Genomic DNA, 23726 nt, shown 5'->3' with positions numbered 1-23726 from the left:
TCCGTTGGCAACGCCATCCGATCAGCGCCGCTCGTTGCGCTTGCGTCTGCGTCGCGCCCGCGATCCGTGGCAGGCGCCGCGCGCACGCACGCTGTTCACGCGTCCCGCGACATCGCCGCGGCGCACGCTGCTGTTCCGCCTCGGCGCGGTCGTGCTGTTGTGCACGCTTGCGTTTCTCGTGCTGTATCTCGATCGCGACGGCCTGCGCGATTCGACCAAGAGCACGCCGATGACCGTGGCCGATCTCGTGTACTTCACGATGGTCACGGTCGCGACGGTCGGCTATGGCGATATCGTGCCCGTCACGGCGCGGGCGCGCCTGCTCGATGCATTCTTCATCGTGCCGATCCGCATCGGCATCTGGTTCATTTTCCTGGGCACGGCGTATCAGTTCGTGATCCAGCGCGTCGTCGAGGAATTCCGCATGAAACGCCTGCAGAAGCAACTGTCCGATCACATCGTCGTGTGCGGGTATGGCCTGTCGGGGTCGATCGCGGTGCGCGAGTTGCTGGAGAGCGGCGTCGATCCGGCCACGATCATCGTGATCGATTCGCAACAGCAGGCCCTCGAAGCGGCGACGTCGCTCGGCGTGACGGGATTGCTCGGCGATCCGGCGCACGAGGATCTGCTGCAGCAGGCGCAGGTGCGCGCGGCGAAGGCCGTGATCATCTCGGTGACCGACGATCCGACCGCGATCCTGCTGACGCTGTCGGTGCGCAGCATCGCGCCCGATACGAAGATCGTCGTGCGGATCCAGGAAAACCTGTACCAGCGGCAACTGCGGCAGGCCGGCGCGGACGTGATCGTGTCGTCGACGAAGATCGGCGCGCTGTTGCTGGCGGACGCGGTCCATAGCCGCTACATCGTGCCGTTCGTGAACGACATGCTGTCGACGCGCGGTCGCGCGACGCTGCTGGAGCGCGAGGCGTTGCCGCATGAAATCGGCTGCATGACGAACGTCGTGCCGGGCGCGATCGTGGTCGGGCTCGACCGCTGCGGGAAGATCCATTCGTTTTACGAGGATCCGCCGTGCAGGATCGAGGCGGGCGATACGCTGGTGGTGATTCAGTCGGCGCGGATTCCGGATGCGGATGCGTGAGGGCGTCTGGTTCGGGTCATGTGCCCATGAGGGCATGCGACGCTCGATCTGATCGAGACGCGCATGCGCGCCGTGGTGGCCGCGACGGCCGCAGCCTTCGATTGCGAGAGCGACGTGGATTTCCAGCGCCAGTATCCGGCGACCGTGAACGACGCCGAGCAGACGGCGGTGGCGGTGACGGTGATACGTGAGCTGGTGGGCGACGCGCAGGTGAGCAGCCGTTGAGCCGACTATGGCGGCGGAGGATTTCTCGTTCATGCTGCGTGAGAAGCCGGGTTGTTATGCGTTTCTCCGGAACGGGGCGAGCGATCATCGCGTGCACGGGCATGGCGGCTGGCCTTGCCTGCTGCATAACGCCAGCTATGACTTCAACGATGCGTTGCTGTCGGTGGGGGCGAGTTATTTCGTGAGGCTGGTGGAGCGGGTTTTGGGGCGGTAGGGAGGCAGTGCCGGCACTGCAGGGGAGTTGACGCCGCTTTTCACGACATCACGGCCGGTGACGATTTTATTTCGTTTAACGAATAGAAAGGATTCCGTGAAAGTTTTCAGGTCTCGCGTCGGTGTCGGATGATGAAGCGACATTCGTACTTCGCAAGCGATGACGACCTTTGCCCAGTTCTGCGGCTGTACCCGACCGCTCCGCACATTCCTCGATCCCTGCATCACCGATGTGACAAGTGCGTGTCATCGGTGAATTTGTTATTTTCCGCTTGATTGGATCCCTATCACACTGGATAGAATGCACCCCGTTCCTGATGGATACGGAACGGATAGTACATTTTCGTCGCGTTGACGATAGCTAAAAACAGGGGATCCAGACATGCGAGACAAGGGAGCATCGACGATGCTATCCGGGGAAATCGTCGCACTCGGCGACATCGACAATGTTGCACGACGCCATTTCGTGATGGGGCTCGGTGCAACGCTTCTGGCCGGATGCGGCGGCGACGGAGGGAACGCGGTTACAGGCGGTGAGCGTGCATCGGCAAACAGCGGCGGCCAAGCGTCCGCCGTGGCCCCGACTTCGGACGGTATCGACGCAGGTGCGACGTCGGCAGGCACTGCCCAAACCCGCACCTTCACGCATCCTGGCTTGCTGCATACCGACGCGGATTTCGAACGCATGCGCGCGAAAGTCGGCGCGCACGCTTCCCCGTGGATCGACAGCTGGAACGTGCTCGCTGCCAACGGTCACACGCGCCTGACGAACGAGCCTAACCCGCAGGTCGGCATCTATCGCGGCAACGATCCGACGCATGGTCAGAACTACGGCGCCCTCTACAACGACATCGCCGCCGCTTACGGCGACGCGCTGCGCTGGAAGGTGTCGGGCGACAAGCGCTACGCCGACAAGGCAGTGGAGTATCTGGACCGATGGGCCTCGACGCTGACGACGCTCGGCGGCAGCGACGTGGCACTCGCTGCCGGCATCTATGGCTACGAGTTCGCCAACGTAGCCGAAATCATGCGCAGCTACAGCGGTTGGAGCCCGGCCGGCCTCGCCGCGTTTCAGGCGATGATGCGCAATGTCTTCTACCCGGTCAGCCATGCTTTCCTGACCCGTATCGACACCGCGATGGACACGCACTACTGGGCCAACTGGGGACTGGCCAACGTCGCGTGCGTCCTCGCCATTGGCGTGCTGTGCGACGATGCCGGGCTCGTCGACGAGGCCGTCACCCATTTCAAGACCGGTGGCAGTAACGGCTGTATCCGCCAGGCCGTGTACTACATGCATCCCGGCAACCTCGGGCAATGGCAGGAAGCCGGCCGGGACCAGGGGCACAGTGTGCTGGGCATTGCACTGACGGGCGCCATTTGCGAAATGGCGTGGAATCAGGGCATCGACCTGTACGGCTACGACAACAACCGCTTTCTGGCGGGCGCCGAATACGTGGCCAAGGCGAACCTGAAGCAGGCAGACGGCGCGTTCTACACGGTGCCTTTCGTCACGTACCAGAACAGCGCCGGCGTCATCCAGACGCAGTTCGCCGCCGGCGGGCAAGGCAGCGCGCTGGGGCGGCCCTGCTGGGCGCTGGTGGCCAACCACTACATCAACCGCAAGGGCCTGGCGGCGCCTTACACCAAGCGCGCAGCCGAACTCGTGGCACCGGAAGGCGGTGGCGGCAACTACGGCCCCAACAGTGGCGGCTTCGACCAGCTCGGCTACGGCACGCTCACCTGCACGCTCGACCCCGGCCCCGCTGCCGCCACGCCGACCGGCCTGACCGGCTACGCCAGCGCGGGCAAGGTGGTGCTGTCGTGGTGGGGCAGCAGCAATGCCACGAGCTACGACGTCAAGCGCGCGACCATTGCCGGCGGACCGTACAGCACCATCCAGAGCGGGATCGCCGATCTGCTGACCTATACCGACATGCCAGCCGGTGCCGGCACGTATTTTTATGTCGTGACAGCGCAAACGATTGCGGGCGAATCGGCGCACTCCAACGAAGTGAAAGTGATCACGGCGCAGCAGCTGCTTGCGCACCTCGCCTTCGATGAAGGCAGCGGCATCACGGCCGCCGATCGTTCGGGCAACGGGCGCAATGGCACGCTCAACGGCGCAACGTGGGCAACGGGGCGCAACGGCAACGCGGTCTCGCTCAACGGCTCGGGTGCGTATGTGGCGTTGCCCGACGATGTGCTGACCGATGTGTCGGACTTCACCATCGCCAGCTGGGTGTTCTGGAACGGCTCGCAGACGTGGGCACGCCTGTTCGACTTCGGCACGGGCTTCCACCGCTACATGATGTTCACGCCGCGCGGGCAGTCGCGCAACGGCTGGGCCGGCATGCGCTTCGCCATGACGGCCAACGGCCCCGGTGACGGCCCTCCGGAACAGGTCATCGACGCCCCCGCCGAGCTGCCGAGCAAGCGATGGGTGCATGTGGCCGTCACGCTGTCGGGGTCGACCGGCACGATCTACGTGGACGGTACGCCCGTCAGCACCAACACGGCGATGTTCCAGGCGCCGTTCCGCCTTGGCGATACCACGCAGAACTGGCTGGGCAAATCGCAATACAGTGCCGACGCCACGTTCAACGGCCTGATCGACGATTTCCGCATCTATCGCGGTGCGCTCGGCGCTGCGCAGATTGCATCGCTCATGGCGAATTGATTGCGCGGGCCCATGGCGGGCCCTGCGATGAACCTCTTCCTTCAAGGATTTCTCCGATGACCGTGTTTTCTCGACGACGGATCGCCGTCGCGGCGATGGCGTGTACGTTATGGGGCTGTGGTGGCGGATCCGACAGCACGACAAGCACGTCCAGCCTGGGGGCCTATGTCGCCGCCAAGCGTGACCAGACCGGCGGAAACGGCAGCGGCAGCAACCTGCCGGCGGCCAGCTGGACCAGCGTCAAGTGGGGCGGGGGCGGCTACGTCACCGGCCTGATCTATCATCCGACCAACGCGAGCCTGCTGTACGCACGCACCGACGTCGGCGGCGCGTACCGCTGGAACGCGACCGACTCGACATGGACGCCCATCACCGACGGCATCGGTTTCGGCGCGGGCGAGGGCGACTTCCACGGCGTCGAAAGCCTCGCACTCGACCCGAACGACGATCAGCTCGTCTACATGATGGCCGGCATTACCGTGACGCAAGGTCACAACGGCCGCATCTACATCTCCAGCGATCGTGGGAACAGCTGGACGCACTACGATCTGCCGTTCCCGGTGGGCGGCAACGACAACGGCCGGGCCACCGGCGAGCGCCTGCAGGTGGACCCCAACAATCCGTCGACGCTGTTCTACGGATCGCGCACGGCCGGCCTGTGGAAGAGTACCGATTCGGGCCGCACGTGGGCGCAGGTCACGGGCCTGTCCTCCACCACGATCGGCGGCGGCAATTCCCCGATCGGCGTCGAACAGGTGATCTTCGATACGTCGGGCAAGGGCAGCGGCCAGCCGACCTGGATCATGTGGGCCACCGTCGCCCCGGACTACGCCAACGCAGCGGGCCTGACGTCGACGCTGTACAAGTCCACCAACGGCGGCTTCTCGTGGACCCCGGTGCCCGTCCCGCCGACGGTGTCCGGCTACTACATCCCGCACGTCGTGCGCACGTCCGACGGCAACTTCTACGTGGTGTTCAACGCGGGCGTCGGCCAGGGCATCGGCGGACCGAGCTATCTCTACAAGTTCGGCGGCAGCAACGACGGCAACTGGACGCTGCTCAACCGTTCCAGCAGCAACGGCTTCGGCGGCCTGTCCGTCTCCGGTCTGGGCTCGTCCGCCCGAATTGCACTGGGCATGACCGGCTGGAGCGACACCAGCAAGACCATCCAGCTGTCCGACGACGGCGGCAACACGTGGCGCGAAATCGAGGCCGGCATGCCGCATACGGGCATGGCCTCGGATGGCTGCGCCGGCTGGGTGGAAAGCGTCACCATCGACCCCGCCAATCGCGATCACATCATGCACGTCCACGGCGGCGGTATCTGTGAAACCATGAACGCGTCGTCGCCCACGCCAACCTGGAGCCCCAAGGTCGACAACCTCGAGGAAACCGTGACGCTCGCACTCGTCACGGCGCCGCCCGGTGCGTCGTACAACTTCATCAACAGCGCCGGCGACATCGGCACGTGGGTCAATACGGACCTCTCGACGAGGCCGACGAAAGGCCCGTTGAACACGTGGAGCAGCGGCAATTCGGCCGATATGTCGTGGTCCGATCCGACGTACATCGCTGCCGCGGGCGTCGACAACGCCAACGGCCATGCCACCAAGGGCTTCTGGTCGGGCGACGGCGGCAATAGCTGGGCGACGTTCGCGTCGCTGCCCAACGGCGCCGCGGCAAGCCAGAGCAACGTGGGCAACCTGGCGGTCCCGTCCCGCAACAACGTGACCTGGGCACCGCCGGACTCGGTGCCGTCGTACACCACCGACAATGGCGCCAGCTGGACGGCGACCAACCTGCCGGCGTTCAGCGCCACCTGGAACGGCTTCCCGCGTGCTTATCGCCTGGTCGCGGACCGCAAGAACCCGAACAAGGTCTATGCGTACGATTCGGGCGGTGCGTCGTGGAGCTGGCAGCGGGGCAAGATCTACGTCTCGAACGATGGCGGCCACACCTTCATGCTGAGCCAGGGCTCGGTGAACGCGAATCTGGCCTGGAATTCGTGGCGGGATACGTCGATGGCGGTCAATCCGAACGCGGAGGGCGATCTTTGGCTGGCCGACGGCACGGCCGTGTACCACTCGGTGGACTCGGGGGCGACCTGGGCGAAGCTCGGCGCCTTTGCGTCGGCCAACGGCACGCCGGGCGCCACCGTGATCGCGTTGGGCAAGGCGCTGACCGGTTCGCCGTACTCGGCCGCGGTGTACGTGGAAGGCACGCTGAACGGCGTCTGGGGCATTTACCATTCCGACGACGGCGGCGCAACGTGGGCGCGCTTCAACGACGACGCGCACCAATTCGGCGACTCCGGCGTGATGGCCGGCGACTGGAACACATACGGCCGGATTTACGTCAATGGCGCCGCTCGCGGTCTGATCTTCAGCAATTGAGGTCGATCGGCCTGTCGACCGTCCGGTTGCGGTTTGCAACCGGACGGAGCGCGTGGTTGAATGGCGGCAAGGGCGAGGATCTCGTGCTTATCGGCGGGTCCGCTCCGAGCCGCGCAACATCGGCGGCGCGTCCGGATCGACGTACCGAGCGTCCGGCGAAGCAGGCGTACCCACGGGCACCTTCCGATCAATCTTGCAGAGGCATACGCGCAATGCGTGTCGAGCAGCCGGCCTTTCTAGGTTCTCTCTTTCTGTCGCGTCTGGCAGACCAGATGCTGCTCTTTCTGGTGCCGCTCGTCGTCTTTCAGGTCACTCAGAAAGCGACATGGTCCGGCCTCGCGTTTTTCGTCGAAACGGTTCCGCGATTCATCGCCTTTCCGATCTGCGGTGCACTGAGCGACCGCGTGTCGCCAATTCGTGTGTTGCGAGTGAGCCAGACCAGCCGGGCCGTCGCTTGCCTGATCGGCATCGTCGGCTATGTCGCCTGGAGCGGAATCGGCTGGTTGATCGCGCTGTCCGCCGTATGCGGCGCACTCACGAGCCAAGGTCTCGTCGCCCGGGAGGTGCTGCTGCCACAGATTTTTCCGCGGCAGCGTTTCGAGAAAGTGCTGGCCCATACGCAGCTCGCCGATCAGTCGGGTGTCGTGCTCGGGCCGATCGTCGCGGCGGCGCTACTGGGATGGCGCACCTGGGAGTGGGCCGTCGCTTGCGCGGCGTTGCTGTTTGTCGCGGCGGATATGGCGATGTTCGTATGGCAACGGACCAGCACGGCGCGCGTGGCGCCTCCCGAACGCGCGGCGGGGCCATGGTATACGCCGTTCGGCGTGGCGCTGACGCATGTCGTCACGCTGCCGGGGCTCTTGCGGCTGGTCCTGCTCGCGGCGGCGGAAAACCTCGTGATCGGGACGACACTTGCGACGTCGGCCGCAATGGTGACCGGTACGTTTCGGCAGTCAGGCGGTTTCTATGCCGGGCTGCAGGTCGCGGGCGCCATCGCGACGGTCGCGATCCTGTTGTTCGTCGCGCGTATCGAGGTATCGCGCGTGCGGCTTGGCATCGTCGCCTTCGTTGCGATCGCGGCGGGTGGCCTCGTGATGGGCACGTCGGGTTCGATTGCGATGTACGTTGCCGGTTTCCTGATGGTCATCGGCTTCGACAAGATGTTCAACGTGTATATCCGCAGCGCACGGCAGGCGATCATCCCCGCTCGGGACTACGGCAAGACGACGGGCGTCATCGTCCTGCTGAACAACGCGACACAGCCGCTTGCCGGGCTGCTCGTCGGGCTCTTCCCCGATCACGGGCGCGTTGCACTCGTCGTGACGCTGACGTCGATCGGCATGGCGATACTGGGCGGCGCGCTCGTCGCCGTCGGCGTGGTCCGGACCCGATCGACTGCGCGCGTGCCGGACTGACGCCAGGCCGCGACGCGTGGGCCGTATCGGCCTATGCGGCAGGTGCAACCGACGCGCCGGTAATCCCGTGCCGCGCGAGTGCCTCGGCGACGAACCCGGATGTCTTCGCTTCCTCGACGAAGGCGCGCAACGTCTCGGCTGCCGCCGCACCGCGACGCTTCGGCAAGCCCATCGCCTGACGGATCACCATGAATCGCTCGTCGAGCAAGCGCAGGCCGGGGGCTCGACGTGCGTCTGCCTCGAGCTGCTGCTTGACGCCGGCGGCGACTTCCAGACCCTGGTCGAGGAAGGTGCGGACAACGGTCGGAGACGTCGGCGCACGAACGATCCGCGCATGCTTCAATTCGCGCGTCAGGAACAAGTCGTAAGCGCTTCCCTCGCCAACGGCCACGCGGATCGACGGCCGGTCGACATCGTCGTTGGTGCGAATCGGCGATGCATCGCGCACCATGTAATAGCCTTCGATCAGAACGTACGGATCGGTAAACGCGATGGTTTCTCCTCGCCGTGGATCGATGGCGAAGAAGCCGACGTCTGCCCGCTCGTCGCTGACCGCCTGAACGGACTTGCCCGCCGTATCGAAGACCACCAGTTCGAGCGCGACACCGAGCGTTGCGGCAAAGGCGCGCGCCAGGTCGACCGACACGCCGGTCGGGGCGCCCGAGGTGTCCTTGCCCGCGAGAATGGGGTTCCCGAGATTGATGGATGCCCGCAGCTTGCCGGCAGGGGTGAATGCGCGAATGACGGATGGATCGGGTTTCATGTCGATGGTAAGAAGAACTGACGTTCATGGGCGGGCGCGGGGCCTTCAGCCACAGACCCGCGCATCGCTCGATGCGCGTGGCGCCGGCGCGCGAGGCCTCAGCAGTATCGCCACGGCGAGCACGCTGGCCAACGCGATACCGCCCGCGAGAAAGAACGCGCTGAGGAACGTATGGCTTTCCTGCACGAGAAAGCCGGTTGCAGCCGGGCCGACGATGCCTGCGCAGTTTGCAATCGCATGTACGCATCCGCCGACACTGCCGAGTTTCGGGCCGGGGATCGTGTCCTGGATCAGCGCCCAATAGGCGCTGCCGCTCAGATAAAGGGCAAACACCGCAACGGCCATCAACAGCAGCGCACCGAGCGTCGTGGTCACGGCGCCGGCCAGCGTGACGCACACGCCTGCCGTGCCGAGACAGGCGATCAATACCCGCTTGCGCGCAAGCAGGGCATTGCCCGTCCGGCGAAAGATCAGGTCCGACAGCACGCCGCTCAGTCCGTAGCCGACGAACCCCAGCAGCCAGGGCAGCACCGTCGCGAGACTCATGCTTTTGAGGCTCAGGTGACGGTCCATCGTCAGAAAGGTCGGGAACCACGTGAGAAAGAAAAACAGGATGTAGCTGTAACCGAAGTACGAAATCATCGCCGCGAGAATGGCGGGCTGCCTGAGGTAGAAGCCGAGGGGCCGCAGGTCGGAAGGGCTTTCGGCGACGCTTCGATCGGATTCGATCAGCCGGCGTTCTTCAGCGGAGACGCGTGCATGCTGGTACGGCTTGTCCGTCGCCATGAACACCCAGAACACCAGCCAGAGCAGGCCGAAACACGCGATTCCGGCGAATGCGACGCGCCAGCCGTAAGCGGCCGTCAGCAGGCCGACTACCGGTCCCGCCACCGCGCCGCCCAGCGGCAGGCCGCAATTCGCGAAGCCGAACGCGGTCGCCGATTCCTTGTGCGGAAACCAGTTGTTCACGATCTTGTTGATCGTCGTCGCGAGCGGACCTTCGGCCATGCCGAACAGGGTGCGCACGGCCAGCAGCGATCCGAAGCCGCTGGCAAGGCCGGTCGCGCCGCATAGCAACGACCACGTCAGGACTGCGCCCGAGAAAACCCGTTTGCCGCCCCAGCGGTCCGCCGCCCATCCGCCGATGAAATTGAATACCGCATAGCCGATGAAGAACGTCGAAAACAGCAGCCCGAGGCTGCCCGGCGACATATGCAGTTCCCGCATGACGGCGGGCGCGGCGACGGACAGCGCCGCACGGTCGAGATAGTTGATGAAGCCTGCGATGAACAGCAGCAGGACGATGCGCCATCGAATGTTTGTCACCTGTCGCTCCCTGGAGCTTGTTATGTGCTTGACGGCCGGGCGCTCGTACGCGCCATCCGGTCCGCCGCCTGGTCGGTTCGCCGCCGCGCCGCGTGTTCGGAACGGCGCGAGCGTGGCGGGCCACGCTCGCGAACGACGCGTTCAGCGCCGCGGATGCGCGATCGCTTCCAGCATGGCGAGCTGGGCCGCGCCGATATCGATGCCCTCCGCCATCTGGCGCTCCAGGCGGCCGAGTTCGAGCTCGCCTGGCACGATCACGGGCGCGTCCGGATCGGCGGGTTTGGAGCCGTGCAGGATCGCCGCATGGTCGGCCATATGCGTGGCGAGCCATTCGGTGCTGCCGAGCTTGGCCGTATCGACGAGGATGAAGAAGTGGCCGAGATTCTGCGGTTGTTCAGGATCGTCTTCCCACGACTTGACGTGCGTGAGATAGGCCGCGCCGGAAAGCAGTCCCGCGAACAGATCGACCACCAGCGCGAGGCCGTAGCCCTTGTGGCCGCCGATCGGCAGCAGAAAGCCATCGAGCGCGGCTTTCGGATCGGTGGTCGGTTTGCCGTGTGCATCGGTTGCCCAATCGCCGGGAATCGGTTCGCCGCGCTTGAGCGCGTTGCGAATCTTCGCCCGTGCCGCGACGCTGATCGCCATGTCGAGCATGAACGGACGGCCATTCGGGTTCGGGACGCCAAAGCCGACGGGGCTGTTGCCCAGGCGAGCGTCGGTGCCGCCCCACGGCGCGATCGTCGTCGTCGCGTTACTGCCGATGATGCTGGCGAAGCCCTGCATCGCGGCGAGGTACGAATACGGAGAGACGGGGCCGAAGTGGTTGCTGCCGCGCACGAACACACAGGCGATGCCATGTTCGCGTGCAGCGGTCATCGCCAGATCGAGCGCGCGATAGCCGACGAGCGGGCCGATGCCGTTGTCGCCGTCGAGGCGGTGAAGCGCCGGCGCCACCTGTTCGGCGGTGATCGAAGGCGCGGGATTGATGCCGCCGATGCGCAGTCGCGCGCCGTACGACTCGATGCGGCTCGTGCCGTGCGTGCGCAAACCGAACAGATCGGCAAGCACGAGGATCGTGGCGGTGTCCGTCGCGTCGGCGCGCGTCAGGCCGAGCGCGCAGAGTGCTTCGACGGTCAGCTCGGTCAGATGGGCCTTGCTGACGATGCCATGGGTGGGAGTGGGCTGGGTCATGGAATGCGTTGTCTCCTTCGATTTGGACGCTGTGCGGTTCAAGCGGCTGCGCACGGCACGACGCTTGCGTTTCGCACATGATCGTGCAGGAGCGGTTCACCCAACAAACGCATATTTTCGTTCGATTGGTGCGTCGTACGCACGAATCGAATCCAACCACCGGATGCCTGCGAAGGCTTGCCGGGCCGCCTCGAGCCGAGAGGCCGGCGCTTCGCCTATGCGGCAGCGTTTGCGGGCGGCATACCGGGCGCTCGCATCTCCGTCAACAGCTGGAGGAAGAAGCGGCCTGCGGAGGACAGACCGCGGCCGCGCCGCTGGATGACACCCAGCGTTCGCCGGATCGGCGGATCGACGAGCGCGACGCTGGCAAGTACCTTGTGCGGGCCGCGGGGCATCGCGAGCCGAGGCACGACACCGACACCCAGCCCCGCTTCGATCAGGCTCACGAGCGCGGGTACATGGCGTACCTCGCAGAACCATTTGGGCCGGTCGGCGACGCCTGCCAGCGCTTCGTCTATGACCGCGCGATTGCCGCTGCCTTGTGCGATGGCCAGATACTCGAGGCTGGCGAGCTCCGCCCAGGCGACGGATTTGCGTTTTGCAAGCGGATGACTGCGCGGGCACGCGAGAACGAACGGGTCGTCGAGCAGTGGCGTGAATTCGATGTCGGGCTCCTCGGTGCCGACGTAAGTCAGGCCGAAATCGGCTTCCCCACGGGCGACGGCGAGGAAAACCATCGACGACGGCTCGTCGATGAGACGAAGGCGAATGCCCGGGTAACGCTGATGATAGATCGCAATGGTTTCCGGAAGGAAGTAGCGCACCGCCGACGGCACGCACGCGACCGTGAGTTCGCCGGTCATCTTGCGTGCAAGATCGTCGAACTCGAGCATCGAGTTGTCGACTTCGTTGAGGATGCGGTGAGCGCGCTCGAGAAACCCGCGACCGACGATCGTCAGGTCCATCTTCCGCGTCGTTCGCTCGAACAGTCTGACGCCCAGCACCTCCTCGAGTTTTTCGATCCGGCGCGATAGCGCGGACGCCGACAGATGCAGTGTGTCGGCCGCTGCGCGAAAGCTGCCGAGGTCGGCCGTCGCCACGAAGGCCCGCAAGTCCGATATCTCGAAATTCATTCCGGTGATCGCCGCGATGGAAAGGGATGCTCAGTTTCAGTGCACCGATCGGGGCTGTCAATTCGTGCGTATGGCACACGAATTCGCCGGCGCGATCATCCCGTGTTGCGGCGCGCCCCATTCTTGCTCGGTGCGCGGCGTGCGAAGCCATCCCGACTCAAGTGACCACTGCCGAATCCGCCGAAGCGCGCAAGCGAGCGATGTCGCGTGCCGGCGATTCTCCAAAATGACGGCGATATTCGCGGCTGAACTGCGATGTGCTCTCGTAACCCACGCGGAAGGCGGCGGTCGTGACGTCGATGTCGTGCACCAACATCAGGCTGCGCGCTTGCTGCAGCCTGAGTTGCTTCTGAAACTGCAACGGCGTCATCGCCGTCACGGCGCGAAAATGCTCGTGCAGGCTCGACGGACTCATGCCGGCTTCCGCGGCAAGCCGCTCGATGCTGAACCGTTCCCGGAAATGCTTGCCGAGCCATGCGATGGCGCGACCGACCTGAGCCAGCCGGCCCTGGCTGGCGGTAATGTGGCGCATCCTGGCGCCGTCGGGGCCGGCGAGCAGGTGATAGAGGATCTCCTGCTCGGCAAGCGGCCCGAGCACCGGCAGCCCGGCCGGATCGTCGAGCAGGCGCAACAAGCGCAGCGCCGCGTCGAGCAGGCCGGCGCCGGCGTCGGACACCGTCTTGCCGATCGGCGGGAAGGGCGCGTCCGGCGGCGGTGGCACGCGCAGTGCCAGATCCGCCAGCATGACCGGATCGAAATCGAGGTACAGGCACAGGTAGGGTTTGTCGGGCGTCGCGTCGACCACGCGGCCCGTTGCCGGCAGGTCGTAGGTCACGACCCCGTAGCGCCCCGGTGCGTATTTGAAGATGCGCTCGCCCAGCGTGACCTCCTTGTGCCCCTGCGCGACGAGGCAGAGTTGCGGCCGGTAGACGTTCGGCATCGGCATCGTCACCGTGGACGATCGAACGAGCGTCACGCGCTCGATCGGGGTGGCCTGGAAGCCATCCGTCGAGATATGCCGGGCAATGACGGAAGCGATTTCGGTCAGTGTTTCCATGCGTCCGACTATCGCATGCCACGCGGGAGGGCGGCAATGCGAACCTGATTCCGGAGGATCGTGCAGCTATTTCGGGGTATCGGGCTCACGGTTCGGCGGCGCGGTACAGCATAGTGTTCCTGGCAGCCGGGGCACGGCAAACCCGGTCGCCAGACGAACAGGGATCCGACATGACAACCGACAATACGATGACACCCACGATCGCGCTGGGCACGTGGGCCTGGGGCGACAGCGGCGAGGCAGGCGATGGCTACTTCGGCAGCAGCCTCACCCGGGCCGGCCTGGAAGAAGTCGCCGACAAGGCCCATGCGGCCGGATTCGGCTTCTGGGACACCGCCATGGTGTACGGCATGGGCCGTTCAGAGACCCTACTCGGCGAAGTGCTGAAGCGCTTCGCGCGCAGCGACTATCGGCTTTCCACGAAATTCACCCCGCAGGCCGCGGGAACCGGCGCCGATCCGGTGGCGGACATGCTGGAGCAGAGTCTGGCCCGCCTCGGTACGGATTACATCGACCTCTACTGGATTCACAATCCGGCCGATGTGGCGCGATGGACGCCGCACCTGATTCCGTTGCTCGAGAACGGGAAGATCAGGCACGTCGGCGTCTCGAATCACGACCTGAGCGAAATCGAACACGCCGACCGGATTCTCGGCGAAGCCGGGTTTCGGGTCGAAGCCATCCAGAACCACTACAGTCTCCTCTATCGCGATTCCGAACGCGCCGGCATCCTCGACTATTGCCGCAATCGCGGCATCCCGTTCTTCGCCTATATGGTGCTCGAGCAGGGCGCGTTGAGCGGCAAGTACGGTCCGGCGCATCCTTTGCCGGAAGGCAGCAACCGGGCGCAGACCTACAATCGCATGCTGCCTCGGCTGAAAGCGCTGACGGACGCACTCGCCGCGATCGGTCGGACGCGCGGGGCAGCAGCGTCCGATGTCGCGACGGCCTGGGCCATCGCCAAGGGAACGACGCCGATCGTCGGCGTGACCAGGCCCGATCATGTCGATGGCCTGGTTCGAGCCAGCCGCATCGCGCTTGCCGCCGACGAAATCGCCGGGCTGGAAGCGCTCGCCGACGCTGCGGACGTGAACACGCGCGGCTGGTGGGAACACGAGATGCAGACCTGAATGCCGTGCGCGCAAGCGCCGCCGACGTCGATGCCGATGTCGTGCTGCCCCACGTCGACGCACCGTTTCGTCGATGCGCCGCGACAAGACGTGCCTGTCGTGCAAACGTGATCGAACGAAGGAGACATGCTCATGCGAGCCATTCAGATTCATGAATACGGCGGCCCCGACGTGCTGCGTCGAGTGGATATCGACGTGCCGAAACCGGGCGCGGGCGAAGTGCTGGTGCGTGTGGTCGCGGCCGGCATCAACTTCATGGACGTTCATACGCGACAGGGGAAGTACCGCGATTCGCGTACCTATCCCGTGCGGATTCCGTGCACGCTCGGCATGGAAGGCGCAGGGGAGGTCGTCGAGGTGGGGGCGGGCGTCACATCCGTGCGCACCGGCGATCGCGTCGCGTGGTGCATCGTCTGGGGGGCATACGCCCAGTATGCAGTCGTACCCGCCGCGCGGCTCGCACGCATCCCGGACGACATTGCGTACGATCTCGCCGCAGCAGCGATCTTTCAGGGTTCGACCGCGCATTATCTGCTCGACGACGTCGGGAAGCTCGAAGCCGGCATGACCTGCCTCGTCCATGCGGCCTCGGGCGGTATCGGCCAATTGCTGGTGCAGTTGGCGAAGCGGCGGGGCGTCGAAGTGTTCGCCACGACGAGCACGGCCGACAAAGCCGCGATCGCGCGTGCGCGCGGGGCGGATCACGTGCTGCTCTACGAGAACGGCGGCTTCGCGGACCGCATCCGCGAACTGACCGACGGTCGCGGCGTGGACGTGGTGTTCGATGCCGTCGGCAAGACCACTTTGCGCGACAGCTTCCGTGCGACCCGGGTGCGCGGGCTGGTCGTCAACTACGGCTCGGTGACCGGCCCGATCCGCGATCTCGATCCCTACGAACTCGGCGAAGCCGGCTCGCTTTTCCTGACACGCCCGCGGCTCGCCGATCATCTCGCCGACGCGATCACCGTGCAGCGCCGCGCCGACGACGTGTTCGCCGCCGTCGCGCAGGGTGCGTTGCATGTGGAAATCAACGGGCGCTACACGCTGGACAACGTCGAAGAAGCGCATGCTGCGCTCGAGGCGCGCCGCCAGTCGGGCAAGGCAGTGATGGACATCGGGTAGCCCCACCGGCATTCATGCGACGCGGACGCCGAGCCGGCGATGCGCAGGCGTCGCCGTGTCGAAGCGCTCACGCGCGCTACGCCCGGCACACCGGAGTGTCCGATCGAAGGCATCCCGCACGAAGACTGAGCACGTGTGCCCGCGTGTAATCGAGCGAATTCATGACGATGATTCGCATCGAATGCCGATCGACATGCCGGCGCCCGCACCGAAGCCGCGCCCAGCGGGTTCCGGTGCGGGCGTCTCGCGGGCTAGAAACGATGCAACATGCCGATGCGATAAACCATCTGGTTCGGCCCGGACGACGCGTCAGCCGATGCGTCGACGATCTGGGCTTCGTCAAAGCCGGTGCCGGTACGAGCGCTGACGACATGCTGCCACGCACCTTGCAGATACAGCGAAGTGCGCTTGCTCAGGTCATAGTCGAGCATCATGCCGATCTGGTGCCACTTGGGGACATATTTCGTGTCGGACGTATACAGATGCGCCATGGTGAACGTATAGGACGCTCCCAGCCATAGGGCATGAGTGAAGTAGTACTGAGCATTGAGTTCGAAGTTGTCGAATTTCCACGCATTCCACGTCGCACCGTTCTGCAGGGTGGAATTGTCGATCCATGCATTACCGGCGGGGTTGTAGACATCGACATGGGACCACGCGGCGCCAACGAGTACGTGGGTAAACTGGTAGGAAGCCGCTACGCCGATGTCCTGCTGCGACGACCCGTTGAAGAGATCGCCACTGCTGACCGCGCCGCCCGCGGCGAGCCCCGGATTGTCGAGCTTCAGGTAGGACGCCGCCGCCGTCAGGTTGCCGTTCTGGTAGTTCAGCGTGGCGCCCCAGACGCGGTTGTTCGAGAAGCCGCCGGGCTGGTTGCTGAAGCCGTACATCGCTTCCGCCGTGAGTCCGCGGTATGTCGGAGTGACATACTTGACGGCATTGTCGACGCGGAAATCCCAGTCCGTATTGTCGTTGTCGAACGGGTGGGTAGCGATGTCGCCCGCCCAGTTGCCGGCCGCCGTGATACCGCCGAAGCCGAGCGCGTCGACGCTGGTGTCGTACTGGCGTCCGAGCGTGAGCGTGCCATACCGTGAAGACGACAGGCCCACGAACGCCTGGCGGCCGAACATGCTCGAATCCTGACCGAGCTTGCCGCTGTTCACGTTGAAGCCGTTTTCGAGCTGAAAGATGGCCTTGTCGCCGCCGCCCAGGTCTTCACTGCCTTTCAAGCCCCATCGGCTGCCGAATGTGTCTCCGCTCGACATCTGCCATGCGCGATGGCCGCCTGCGTTGCTCGTGAAGTTGAGGCCTTCGTCGATCAGCCCGTATAGCGTGATGCTCTGCTGTGCGTGCGCCGCACCGGCGAGCAGGAGCGCCGGCGCGAATGCGAACCAGCACGGTTTCATCGATTGACGTTTCATTTCGTTGCTCTGATGGTGTGGTTGGGTAGTCGGCGACGGATGGCGCCGACGTCGATGTCGTCCCGAAATGCGATCTCGGCGGACGAGGCAGTGTAGGCAGAGGAAAAGCGGGCGCCGCAACGTGCATGGAAAGACTATCTTTCAGTATTCGAAAGTGTCATGCGGCGATGGACGTTCACGCGCAAAGATGGGGTGCCTTGGAGTCGCCTGGCATATCGAACGCTTGGCGATGTGTTGTTTTCTGTTTTTCGCCGGTTGACATGAAGTTTTTATTCGCGTGAAAAGTCGACATATCGAAACGGAATGTCGGGGCAAAGCGCACGAGGAAACGGTCGCGTGTGCCGTCGACGATCGAGTCGCATCCACCCAAAAAAAACGCGCGCGGCCGCGAGGCTCGCGCGCAAACTCGGAGAACGGTTGCCGCAGAGGATTCAGTTGCCGTTCGACGCGACGGTGTTGGCCGCACCGGCGCAATCGTGCTGATACTTCTGCATCAGGCGCGCCTGTGCCGAATCGATGTCGTCCGGATAGCTGCTCTCGTCGCCGGACGACGGGTTGTAGCCGACGGATTCCAGCTCGTTCAGTTCGTTGACGAGCTGCCGGTGGGAGACCGGGCCTTTCGTATGCACGAACGGATAGTCATGGCATTGCGCCGACGTGAGCTTCGTCTCGGCATGCGCGCAGACGCTCGATGCGAGCATGGCGGCGCAGACGAGGTAACGGACGGGATGATTCATCTTCGGCTCCTGGATAGCGTTGGGTAGAGGCCGAACGGCAGAATGCCTGCGTCGGCCGCGAGACGAAGATTAGGCACGGTGGGCTATCTAAACGGCAGCGCGATGATGAAAGATGTTTTAGGCAAGCGCGGATCCGTCCATGCATCGGCTGTCGCATGGGAATTTAAAGAATCCTTCATGTGCGTGTTTCCGGATGGTTAGGCGCTGCGGCGTATCGTCGAGCAACGAATCGATCGATGCCGTGCGCCGCGCGGTACACGCCTGAGGTAATGCAATGAAATCAACGGTCATGATGACTGGACTGGTCGCGCTGACGTGTGTGTCGCTGCCGGCGTTCGCGAAGGTGCAGGGAACCGGGCTCGCGATCGCCGACGTGACGCTCGCGCATGCGAAAGCCGAACGGACAGATCGCGCGATCGATGCCGCACGCGATCTCCCGTCGCATCGTACGGACGGATCGGACACACGATCTCACCAGCGCTGATCGCGCGTTGCGTCGCTCGGTTCGTAGCCGGTCGCGCCGGCCGGTGTGCACTGATGGTCGCGGTACGGCATCGTGTCGCAAAGGCCCGCATGCCGCGTCGTTCCCGGCCTCCGTTGCGACGACGCATCGGCCAGGATCGAAGACGGTCTGGACGCCATGCTGCCGGATATGAAACTTTCTTCACGAAGCCGATGTGCATCTTTTATGCGTGCGCGCATAAGCTCTGCACGAGCGCGTTCGGTCGTCGGGTATCGACGCGCATACGTCCTTTCGACGAAGACGAGAATCGTACATGGCATCATCCGCTTCCCCGGGCAACGAACTCAACTTGCCTGACACGCTGGCCGAGGAGCGTGCAGCCATCGCGCATGTCCTCACGATCGAAGACGACGAAATCACCGCGAACGAGATAGTCAGGGAGCTGGAGGGGCGCGGCTTTACGGTCGAATGGGTGGCGAACGGGCGCGATGGCATGGCGCGCGCGCTCGGCAACGAGTTCGACGTGATCACGCTCGACCGGATGCTGCCGGTCGTCGATGGCCTCACGATCCTGACCACGATGCGCAGCGTCGGGGTGCGCACACCCGTGCTGATGCTGAGCGCGCTCGGCGATGTCGACGAACGGGTGCGCGGGCTGCGTGCGGGGGGCGACGACTACCTGACCAAGCCGTTCGATCCCGAGGAAATGGCCGCGCGCCTGGAGGTGCTGCTGCGCCGGAGCCAGGCCGCGCCGGCTCCGTTCGACACGACGCTGGTCGTCGGCCCCCTCAAGCTCGACCTGATCTCGCGCAAGGCGTTTCGCGACGGCGAAGAAATCGTGCTGTTGCCGACCGAGTATCGCGTGCTCGAATACATGATGCGCAATGCCGGGCAAACCATTACGCGGACGATGTTGTTCGAGGCCGTATGGGGCTATCACTTCGATCCCGGCACGAACCTGATCGAAGTGCACATGGGCCGGTTGCGCAAGAAGATCGATCCCCCCGATGCGAAGCAGATGATCCAGACGGTACGCGGCGCGGGGTATCGCCTTGGCTGAACCGGCTACCGTGGCGTGCGCCGCACAACAGGTCCAGCCGGCACCCGCGCGACGCTGGTACTCGAGTACGTTTCGCCTGGTGTCGGTCTATGCCGTCACGTTCTCCGTGTCGGTCATGCTGCTGCTCGGTTTCATCGCATCGGTGATCACGCACGACATGGAACGGGAAACCGATACGGTGATCGATTGGCAGATGATCTATTTCGATTCGATACAGGACGGCCAGCTTGCTGCCGCGATCCTGCACCGGATCGAGCACGAGCGGATGCATACCAACTACTACGGGCTCTTTACCGCGGACGGCAGGCATATTGCCGGCGATGTGCTGGCGTTGCCCGCCGGCCTGCAGCCGAACCGCAGCGGCGTGACGCTCGATCACACGATGCCGATCGCGGGAGACCAGGTGCCGCCGGTCGTCCGCACGATGGCGGAGCGGCGTGCAAACGGCGACGTGCTGGTGCTCGGACGCGACCTCACGCACATCCTGCGAATCCGCGCGGCGATCATCCAGGCGCTGGTCGGCGGCGGGCTGCTCTGTCTTGGCACGGGCGTCGTGGGCGGCTTGATGCTCAGCGTGCGGCAAATGCGGCGTCTGAAGGAAGTCCGGCGCATCACGCAGTGCATTGCGCAGGGCGATCTCGGCCAGCGGCTGCCGGTGGGCGGACACGACGAGATCGATCTGCTGTCCCATCTCGTCAATCATATGCTCGAGGAGATCGAGCGGCTCATGAACGAGGTAAAGGGTGTCTGCGACGGCATCGCGCATGACTTGCGGACACCGCTCGCACACGTGCACACGCTGCTCGCGCAGGCGGCGCAGCGCGCGGAGCGGCTCGACGATGCCGTGCTGGAGCGTCTCGTCTCGCGTGCACGCAACGAGACCGACGTGTTGCTCGATCGTTTCCGGGCGATGCTGCGTATCGCCGAAATCGGCTCCTTGCAGCGGCGCGGCGGATTTGCGGAGCTGTCGCTGGAGGATCTGGTCGTGGACGTCGGGCAGTTGTTCGAACCGCTCGCGGATAGCCGCGCGATCCAGTTCGTGCAGTCCGTCGAGCCGGTGGCGCGGATTCACGGCGATCGCGCGCTGTTGTTCGAGGCGCTGAGCAACTTGCTCGACAACGCGCTCAAGTACACGACGGCGGGCGATACGGTACGCCTGGAGCTTCATGACACGCCGTCCGGTCCGCGCATCGACGTGATCGACAACGGCCCGGGCATCGCAGCCGACGAGCGCGACGCGGTGCTGCGGTATCGCTACCGCAGCCGTCGCACCGGGCATTTCGGCGGGGCTGGCCTCGGCCTGAGCATCGTGTCGACGGTCGTCAACGTGCACGATTTCACGCTGCGGATCGGCAATGCCGCACCCGGCACGCGCGTGACGATCGAATGCTGGCCGAGGTCGCTGGGATGATGGCCGTCCGGACGACGCTGCACGCGATCGCATATTGCAACCGCGAGGCCGGCTGACGATGCGCATCCTGCTCGCGACTTCGCCGCATCCGGAAGCGTCGTGGCTGTACAAGGCGCTGCTGGAAAGCGGGCACAGCGTGCAGCGCGCCGACGATCTGCGCGACGGCCTGTTCCTCGCGTCGCAGGAGGCTTTCGACGCGATCGTCGCGACCGCGTTCGAGCCCGGCAGCGATGCCGCGTTGCTCGGGATGCTGCCGCGTTTCGTTGCCGACGGCGGCGGCGCCGCGCTCGTGGTGCTGATCGGCGAGGCGTCGGCGCGCGAACGCATCCATATGTTGCGCGCGGGCGCCGATGCATGTTTCTGCGCACCGTATTCGTTCATCGAGCTGCACGAACGCCTGGAGGCGTTGCAGCGGCTGGCCGGGCCGCGCGATGCGGGCCGTTCGATCGCGGGTGCGTCCGCGGTCGGGACACTCGCGCGGGAGCTCAAGGACGGCAAGCTGCGCCTCGCCGTGACGCGCCGGGAGTTCCTGTTGCTCGAATGCCTGATGCGTCATCCGAACGCGCCGGTGCCGCGCGACCAATTGATCCGGTATGTATGGCAGGACAAGGAGGATGTCGATCCGTCGAGCGTCAATCTCGTGGTGTCGCGGCTACGCCGTAAGCTCGCGCGGCATCTGCCCGACGTCCGCATCGATACGGTGAGCCGCTATGGCTACCAGGTGACGCTGCCGGACGCATGAACGCGCGGTGTCGGCCGCGCAACCGACGCGACGGGCGCCCTGCCAGCGGCAGCGCGCCCGTCGTGCGTTTACGAGCCGAAGAAGGGCACGCAGAAGTCGGGCGGGCCGACACAATGGCCGGGGCCGTCGGGCTGCGCGGAGGCACAGGCGGACAACATGGCGCCGGCGGCAATCGCGAGGAGCATGAGACGGGCAGAACGGGCGAGCAGGGAAAGCAGCTTCATGGATGGCGGGCAATGCGGGGAACAGCCGGCGTGCGCCGGGCAGCGCGCCCGGCCGCACGGTCGCACCCATCAATGCGAATAGAGCGTGGAGTTCAGGTACTTGAGCTGCCCGTCCTGTTCGGCCTGCACGAGCTCGGCATGGACCTCGGCGCGGGTCTTCTCGTGGATCGGCTGGCCGTAGGGCGGCACCCACTGGCCGGCGGCCTGCGTGCCGGGCGTGCCGTCCTTGGTGGCGGCCGGCGACATCCGGATCGGCTGACTGCCGGTCAGTGCAAACGCGGGCACGGACAGCGTGCCGATTGCCGCAAGCATGGCGGCGGCGACGATGCTGGTGGTTTTCATGTTTGGAGTCCTCATGATGATCGACTGGGCATCTCCCCGGGCGCGGCGTGTCGATGTCGGCGTCGCGCACGGGTTGAGGACAAGCATAGAGGAGGGGCGTTAGCGGATCGGCATACGCAACGTGAAAAGAAATTCATGCACAGGCGCGCATTCGCGGAGACGTGAAACCGGTATGTCGTCAAGATGAAGCAGGTTTCATTTTTCGGGCCGTTTCGATAACGGCGCTGTCATGCCCGCTGCCTAAATTGGGCACCATCGCATCGCGCACGAGCGGCCATGTCGCACGGGCCGGCGATGCGAGCAGACCGATCCACTCCAACGAAACCATCATGAAGAAATATCTGGCAATTCCGGCAGCCGTCGCGTGCCTGCTGGCGAGTTCGGCGCATGCGCAGAGCAGCGTGACGCTGTACGGCACGATCGACGCGGGCCTGGACTACATCAGCAACCAGAAATCGGCCGCGGGCGCAGGGCCCGTCTACGGCCTGCAGAGCGGCAACGTCAGCACGTCGCGCTGGGGGCTGCGCGGCAACGAGGATCTCGGCGGCGGCCTGGCCGCCGTGTTCACCCTCGAGAACGGCTTCAACGTCGCGAACGGCAAGTTCGGCAACGGCGGCGACGAGTTCGGCCGCCAGGCGTGGGTCGGCCTCGCGAGCCGCCAGTGGGGCACCGTCACGCTCGGCCGCCAATACGATTTCCTGGTCGACTTCGTCGCGCCGCTGTCGGCGACGGGGTCGGGATTTGGCGGCAACCTCGCCGATCATCCGTACGACAACGACAACCTCGCCAATGACACGCGGATGAACAACGCGGTGAAGTTCCGCAGTGCAAACTACGGCGGCTTCACGTTCGGCGGCGCGTACGGCTTCAGCAATCAGGGCGGCGGGTTCAGCAACAACAACGCATACAGCATCGGCGCGCAGTATGCGAACGGCCCGGTCGACCTCGCCGTCGCGTACCTGCAGTCGAACCAGCCGGGCGGCGTGAACGCACCGCAGAACACCGGCGGTTCGCTGAGCAGTTCGGATGGCGACGCGATGCTGGCCGGCGGCCGCTGGCGCACGTTCGGCGCCGGCGCGCACTATGCGTTCGACCATGCATCGATCGGCCTGGTCTACACCAGAACGATCCTGAACGACCCGCGCGAGCTGTCGCAGGGCGGCGCATACGGCCGTGTGAACGGCCAGTTGCTGACCTTCAGCAACTACGAACTGAACGGACGCTACTTCGTCACGCCGGCCTTCTCGCTAGGCGGCGCCTATACGTTCACGCAGGGCCGCTTCGACGATGCGGGCCGCGGCATCGCACCGAAGTGGAACCAGTTCATGCTGCAGGCCGACTATGCGCTGTCGCGCCGCACCGATCTCTATCTGGAAGGCGTGTACCAGCGTGTGACAGGCGCCGACGGCGTCGCGGTGCTCGGCAACGCGGGGATCTTCAACCTGGCAGCGTCAGGCAACGATCGTCAGGCCGTGGTCGCAGCCGGCATCCGTCACAAGTTCTGAGCCGCAAGTCCGACGTAAAAAAAACGGCACCCGTCCTCGCGACGGGTGCCTTGAAATGCGACACGCCTCGTCCA

At 65.0% G+C, this 23726-nt stretch carries 20 protein-coding genes and 1 pseudogene; 12 read left to right on the top strand and 9 right to left on the bottom strand.

Translation table 11 applies throughout. From position 1 onward, the window contains the following. The first annotated feature begins 4 nt into the window (after nucleotides 1-4). The 5 genes and pseudogenes from WT24_RS05950 (at nucleotide 5) to WT24_RS05930 (ending at nucleotide 8025) form a co-directional block, all read left to right on the top strand. Nucleotides 5-1099: a TrkA family potassium uptake protein gene (locus WT24_RS05950; RefSeq protein ID WP_059500269.1), complete on the top strand. Its 1095-nt coding sequence runs from the start codon at nucleotides 5-7 to the stop codon at nucleotides 1097-1099. Nucleotides 1100-1135: 36 nt separating this feature from the next. Further along, nucleotides 1136-1538, top strand: a pseudogene (locus tag WT24_RS32240) (M20/M25/M40 family metallo-hydrolase); the annotation flags it as partial. 405 nt (nucleotides 1539-1943) lie between these two features. Beyond that, nucleotides 1944-4217, top strand: a complete 2274-nt coding sequence (locus WT24_RS05940; protein ID WP_060031868.1) for a LamG-like jellyroll fold domain-containing protein — start codon at nucleotides 1944-1946, stop codon at nucleotides 4215-4217. Nucleotides 4218-4273: 56 nt separating this feature from the next. After that, a complete protein-coding gene (locus WT24_RS05935; protein WP_060031864.1) occupies nucleotides 4274-6610 on the top strand; it encodes a hypothetical protein in 2337 nt (778 codons plus the stop codon). A gap of 212 nt (nucleotides 6611-6822) precedes the next feature. After that, nucleotides 6823-8025 carry an MFS transporter gene (locus WT24_RS05930; protein ID WP_060031861.1) on the top strand — a complete coding sequence of 401 codons (1203 nt, stop codon included), beginning with the start codon at nucleotides 6823-6825 and terminating at the stop codon, nucleotides 8023-8025. Nucleotides 8026-8056: 31 nt separating this feature from the next. Here WT24_RS05930 and WT24_RS05925 read toward each other — a convergent pair whose 3' ends face one another. The 5 genes from WT24_RS05925 to WT24_RS05905 form a co-directional block, all read right to left on the bottom strand. Then, the gene (locus WT24_RS05925; protein WP_060031857.1) at nucleotides 8057-8788 is read right to left on the bottom strand and encodes an ABC transporter substrate-binding protein; all 732 of its coding nucleotides are present in this window, start codon (nucleotides 8786-8788) and stop codon (nucleotides 8057-8059) included. 45 nt (nucleotides 8789-8833) lie between these two features. Then, nucleotides 8834-10114 (bottom strand): MFS transporter, encoded by a 1281-nt coding sequence (locus WT24_RS05920; RefSeq protein WP_060031854.1) that lies wholly within the window; start codon nucleotides 10112-10114, stop codon nucleotides 8834-8836. Nucleotides 10115-10255: 141 nt separating this feature from the next. Then, entirely contained in the window at nucleotides 10256-11305 is a 1050-nt protein-coding gene (locus WT24_RS05915; protein WP_060031851.1) for an Ldh family oxidoreductase, read from the bottom strand. Nucleotides 11306-11520: 215 nt separating this feature from the next. Further along, nucleotides 11521-12438 (bottom strand): LysR family transcriptional regulator, encoded by a 918-nt coding sequence (locus tag WT24_RS05910; RefSeq protein WP_060031848.1) that lies wholly within the window; start codon nucleotides 12436-12438, stop codon nucleotides 11521-11523. A 157-nt stretch (nucleotides 12439-12595) separates the two neighbouring features. After that, on the bottom strand, nucleotides 12596-13495 hold the full coding sequence (locus WT24_RS05905; RefSeq protein ID WP_059500277.1) for an AraC family transcriptional regulator: 900 nt from the start codon (nucleotides 13493-13495) through the stop codon (nucleotides 12596-12598). A gap of 170 nt (nucleotides 13496-13665) precedes the next feature. On the opposite strand from WT24_RS05905, the gene WT24_RS05900 reads away from it, so the two are divergent. Together WT24_RS05900 and WT24_RS05895 are read left to right on the top strand one after the other, a co-directional pair. Further along, complete coding sequence (locus WT24_RS05900; RefSeq protein ID WP_060031845.1) at nucleotides 13666-14625, top strand: aldo/keto reductase; 960 nt, start codon at nucleotides 13666-13668, stop codon at nucleotides 14623-14625. A gap of 132 nt (nucleotides 14626-14757) precedes the next feature. Beyond that, nucleotides 14758-15747 (top strand): quinone oxidoreductase, encoded by a 990-nt coding sequence (locus tag WT24_RS05895; protein WP_060032077.1) that lies wholly within the window; start codon nucleotides 14758-14760, stop codon nucleotides 15745-15747. 251 nt (nucleotides 15748-15998) lie between these two features. Here WT24_RS05895 and WT24_RS05890 read toward each other — a convergent pair whose 3' ends face one another. Beyond that, complete coding sequence (locus WT24_RS05890; protein WP_060031842.1) at nucleotides 15999-17168, bottom strand: porin; 1170 nt, start codon at nucleotides 17166-17168, stop codon at nucleotides 15999-16001. Nucleotides 17169-17599: 431 nt separating this feature from the next. Continuing rightward, nucleotides 17600-17905: a DUF4148 domain-containing protein gene (locus tag WT24_RS05885; protein ID WP_059500280.1), complete on the bottom strand. Its 306-nt coding sequence runs from the start codon at nucleotides 17903-17905 to the stop codon at nucleotides 17600-17602. 289 nt (nucleotides 17906-18194) lie between these two features. Here WT24_RS05885 and WT24_RS05880 point away from each other — a divergent pair, with 289 nt between their 5' ends. From WT24_RS05880 to WT24_RS05865, 4 genes are all read left to right on the top strand, one after another. After that, a complete protein-coding gene (locus WT24_RS05880; RefSeq protein ID WP_257127434.1) occupies nucleotides 18195-18389 on the top strand; it encodes a hypothetical protein in 195 nt (64 codons plus the stop codon). A gap of 361 nt (nucleotides 18390-18750) precedes the next feature. Continuing rightward, on the top strand, nucleotides 18751-19428 hold the full coding sequence (locus tag WT24_RS05875; RefSeq protein ID WP_034206160.1) for a response regulator transcription factor: 678 nt from the start codon (nucleotides 18751-18753) through the stop codon (nucleotides 19426-19428). After that, nucleotides 19421-20839, top strand: coding sequence for a HAMP domain-containing sensor histidine kinase (locus tag WT24_RS05870; protein WP_060031836.1), 1419 nt, complete (start codon nucleotides 19421-19423; stop codon nucleotides 20837-20839). Before WT24_RS05875 ends, WT24_RS05870 begins: the two co-directional genes overlap by 8 nt. 58 nt (nucleotides 20840-20897) lie before the next feature. Further along, nucleotides 20898-21581, top strand: coding sequence for a response regulator transcription factor (locus tag WT24_RS05865; RefSeq protein WP_059500283.1), 684 nt, complete (start codon nucleotides 20898-20900; stop codon nucleotides 21579-21581). Nucleotides 21582-21649: 68 nt separating this feature from the next. Here WT24_RS05865 and WT24_RS34830 read toward each other — a convergent pair whose 3' ends face one another. Both WT24_RS34830 and WT24_RS05860 read right to left on the bottom strand, forming a co-directional pair. Continuing rightward, nucleotides 21650-21805 (bottom strand): hypothetical protein, encoded by a 156-nt coding sequence (locus WT24_RS34830; RefSeq protein ID WP_179949317.1) that lies wholly within the window; start codon nucleotides 21803-21805, stop codon nucleotides 21650-21652. Nucleotides 21806-21874: 69 nt separating this feature from the next. Next, nucleotides 21875-22147 carry a DUF4148 domain-containing protein gene (locus WT24_RS05860; RefSeq protein WP_059500284.1) on the bottom strand — a complete coding sequence of 91 codons (273 nt, stop codon included), beginning with the start codon at nucleotides 22145-22147 and terminating at the stop codon, nucleotides 21875-21877. A gap of 329 nt (nucleotides 22148-22476) precedes the next feature. Here WT24_RS05860 and WT24_RS05855 point away from each other — a divergent pair, with 329 nt between their 5' ends. Then, nucleotides 22477-23652 carry a porin gene (locus WT24_RS05855; protein WP_060032074.1) on the top strand — a complete coding sequence of 392 codons (1176 nt, stop codon included), beginning with the start codon at nucleotides 22477-22479 and terminating at the stop codon, nucleotides 23650-23652. The last annotated feature ends 74 nt before the right edge of the window (nucleotides 23653-23726 follow it).

The sequence above is a fragment of the Burkholderia sp. MSMB1078WGS genome (assembly GCF_001528895.1).
Lineage (GTDB): Bacteria > Pseudomonadota > Gammaproteobacteria > Burkholderiales > Burkholderiaceae > Burkholderia.
This window is presented reverse-complemented; position numbering and strand designations above follow the sequence as displayed.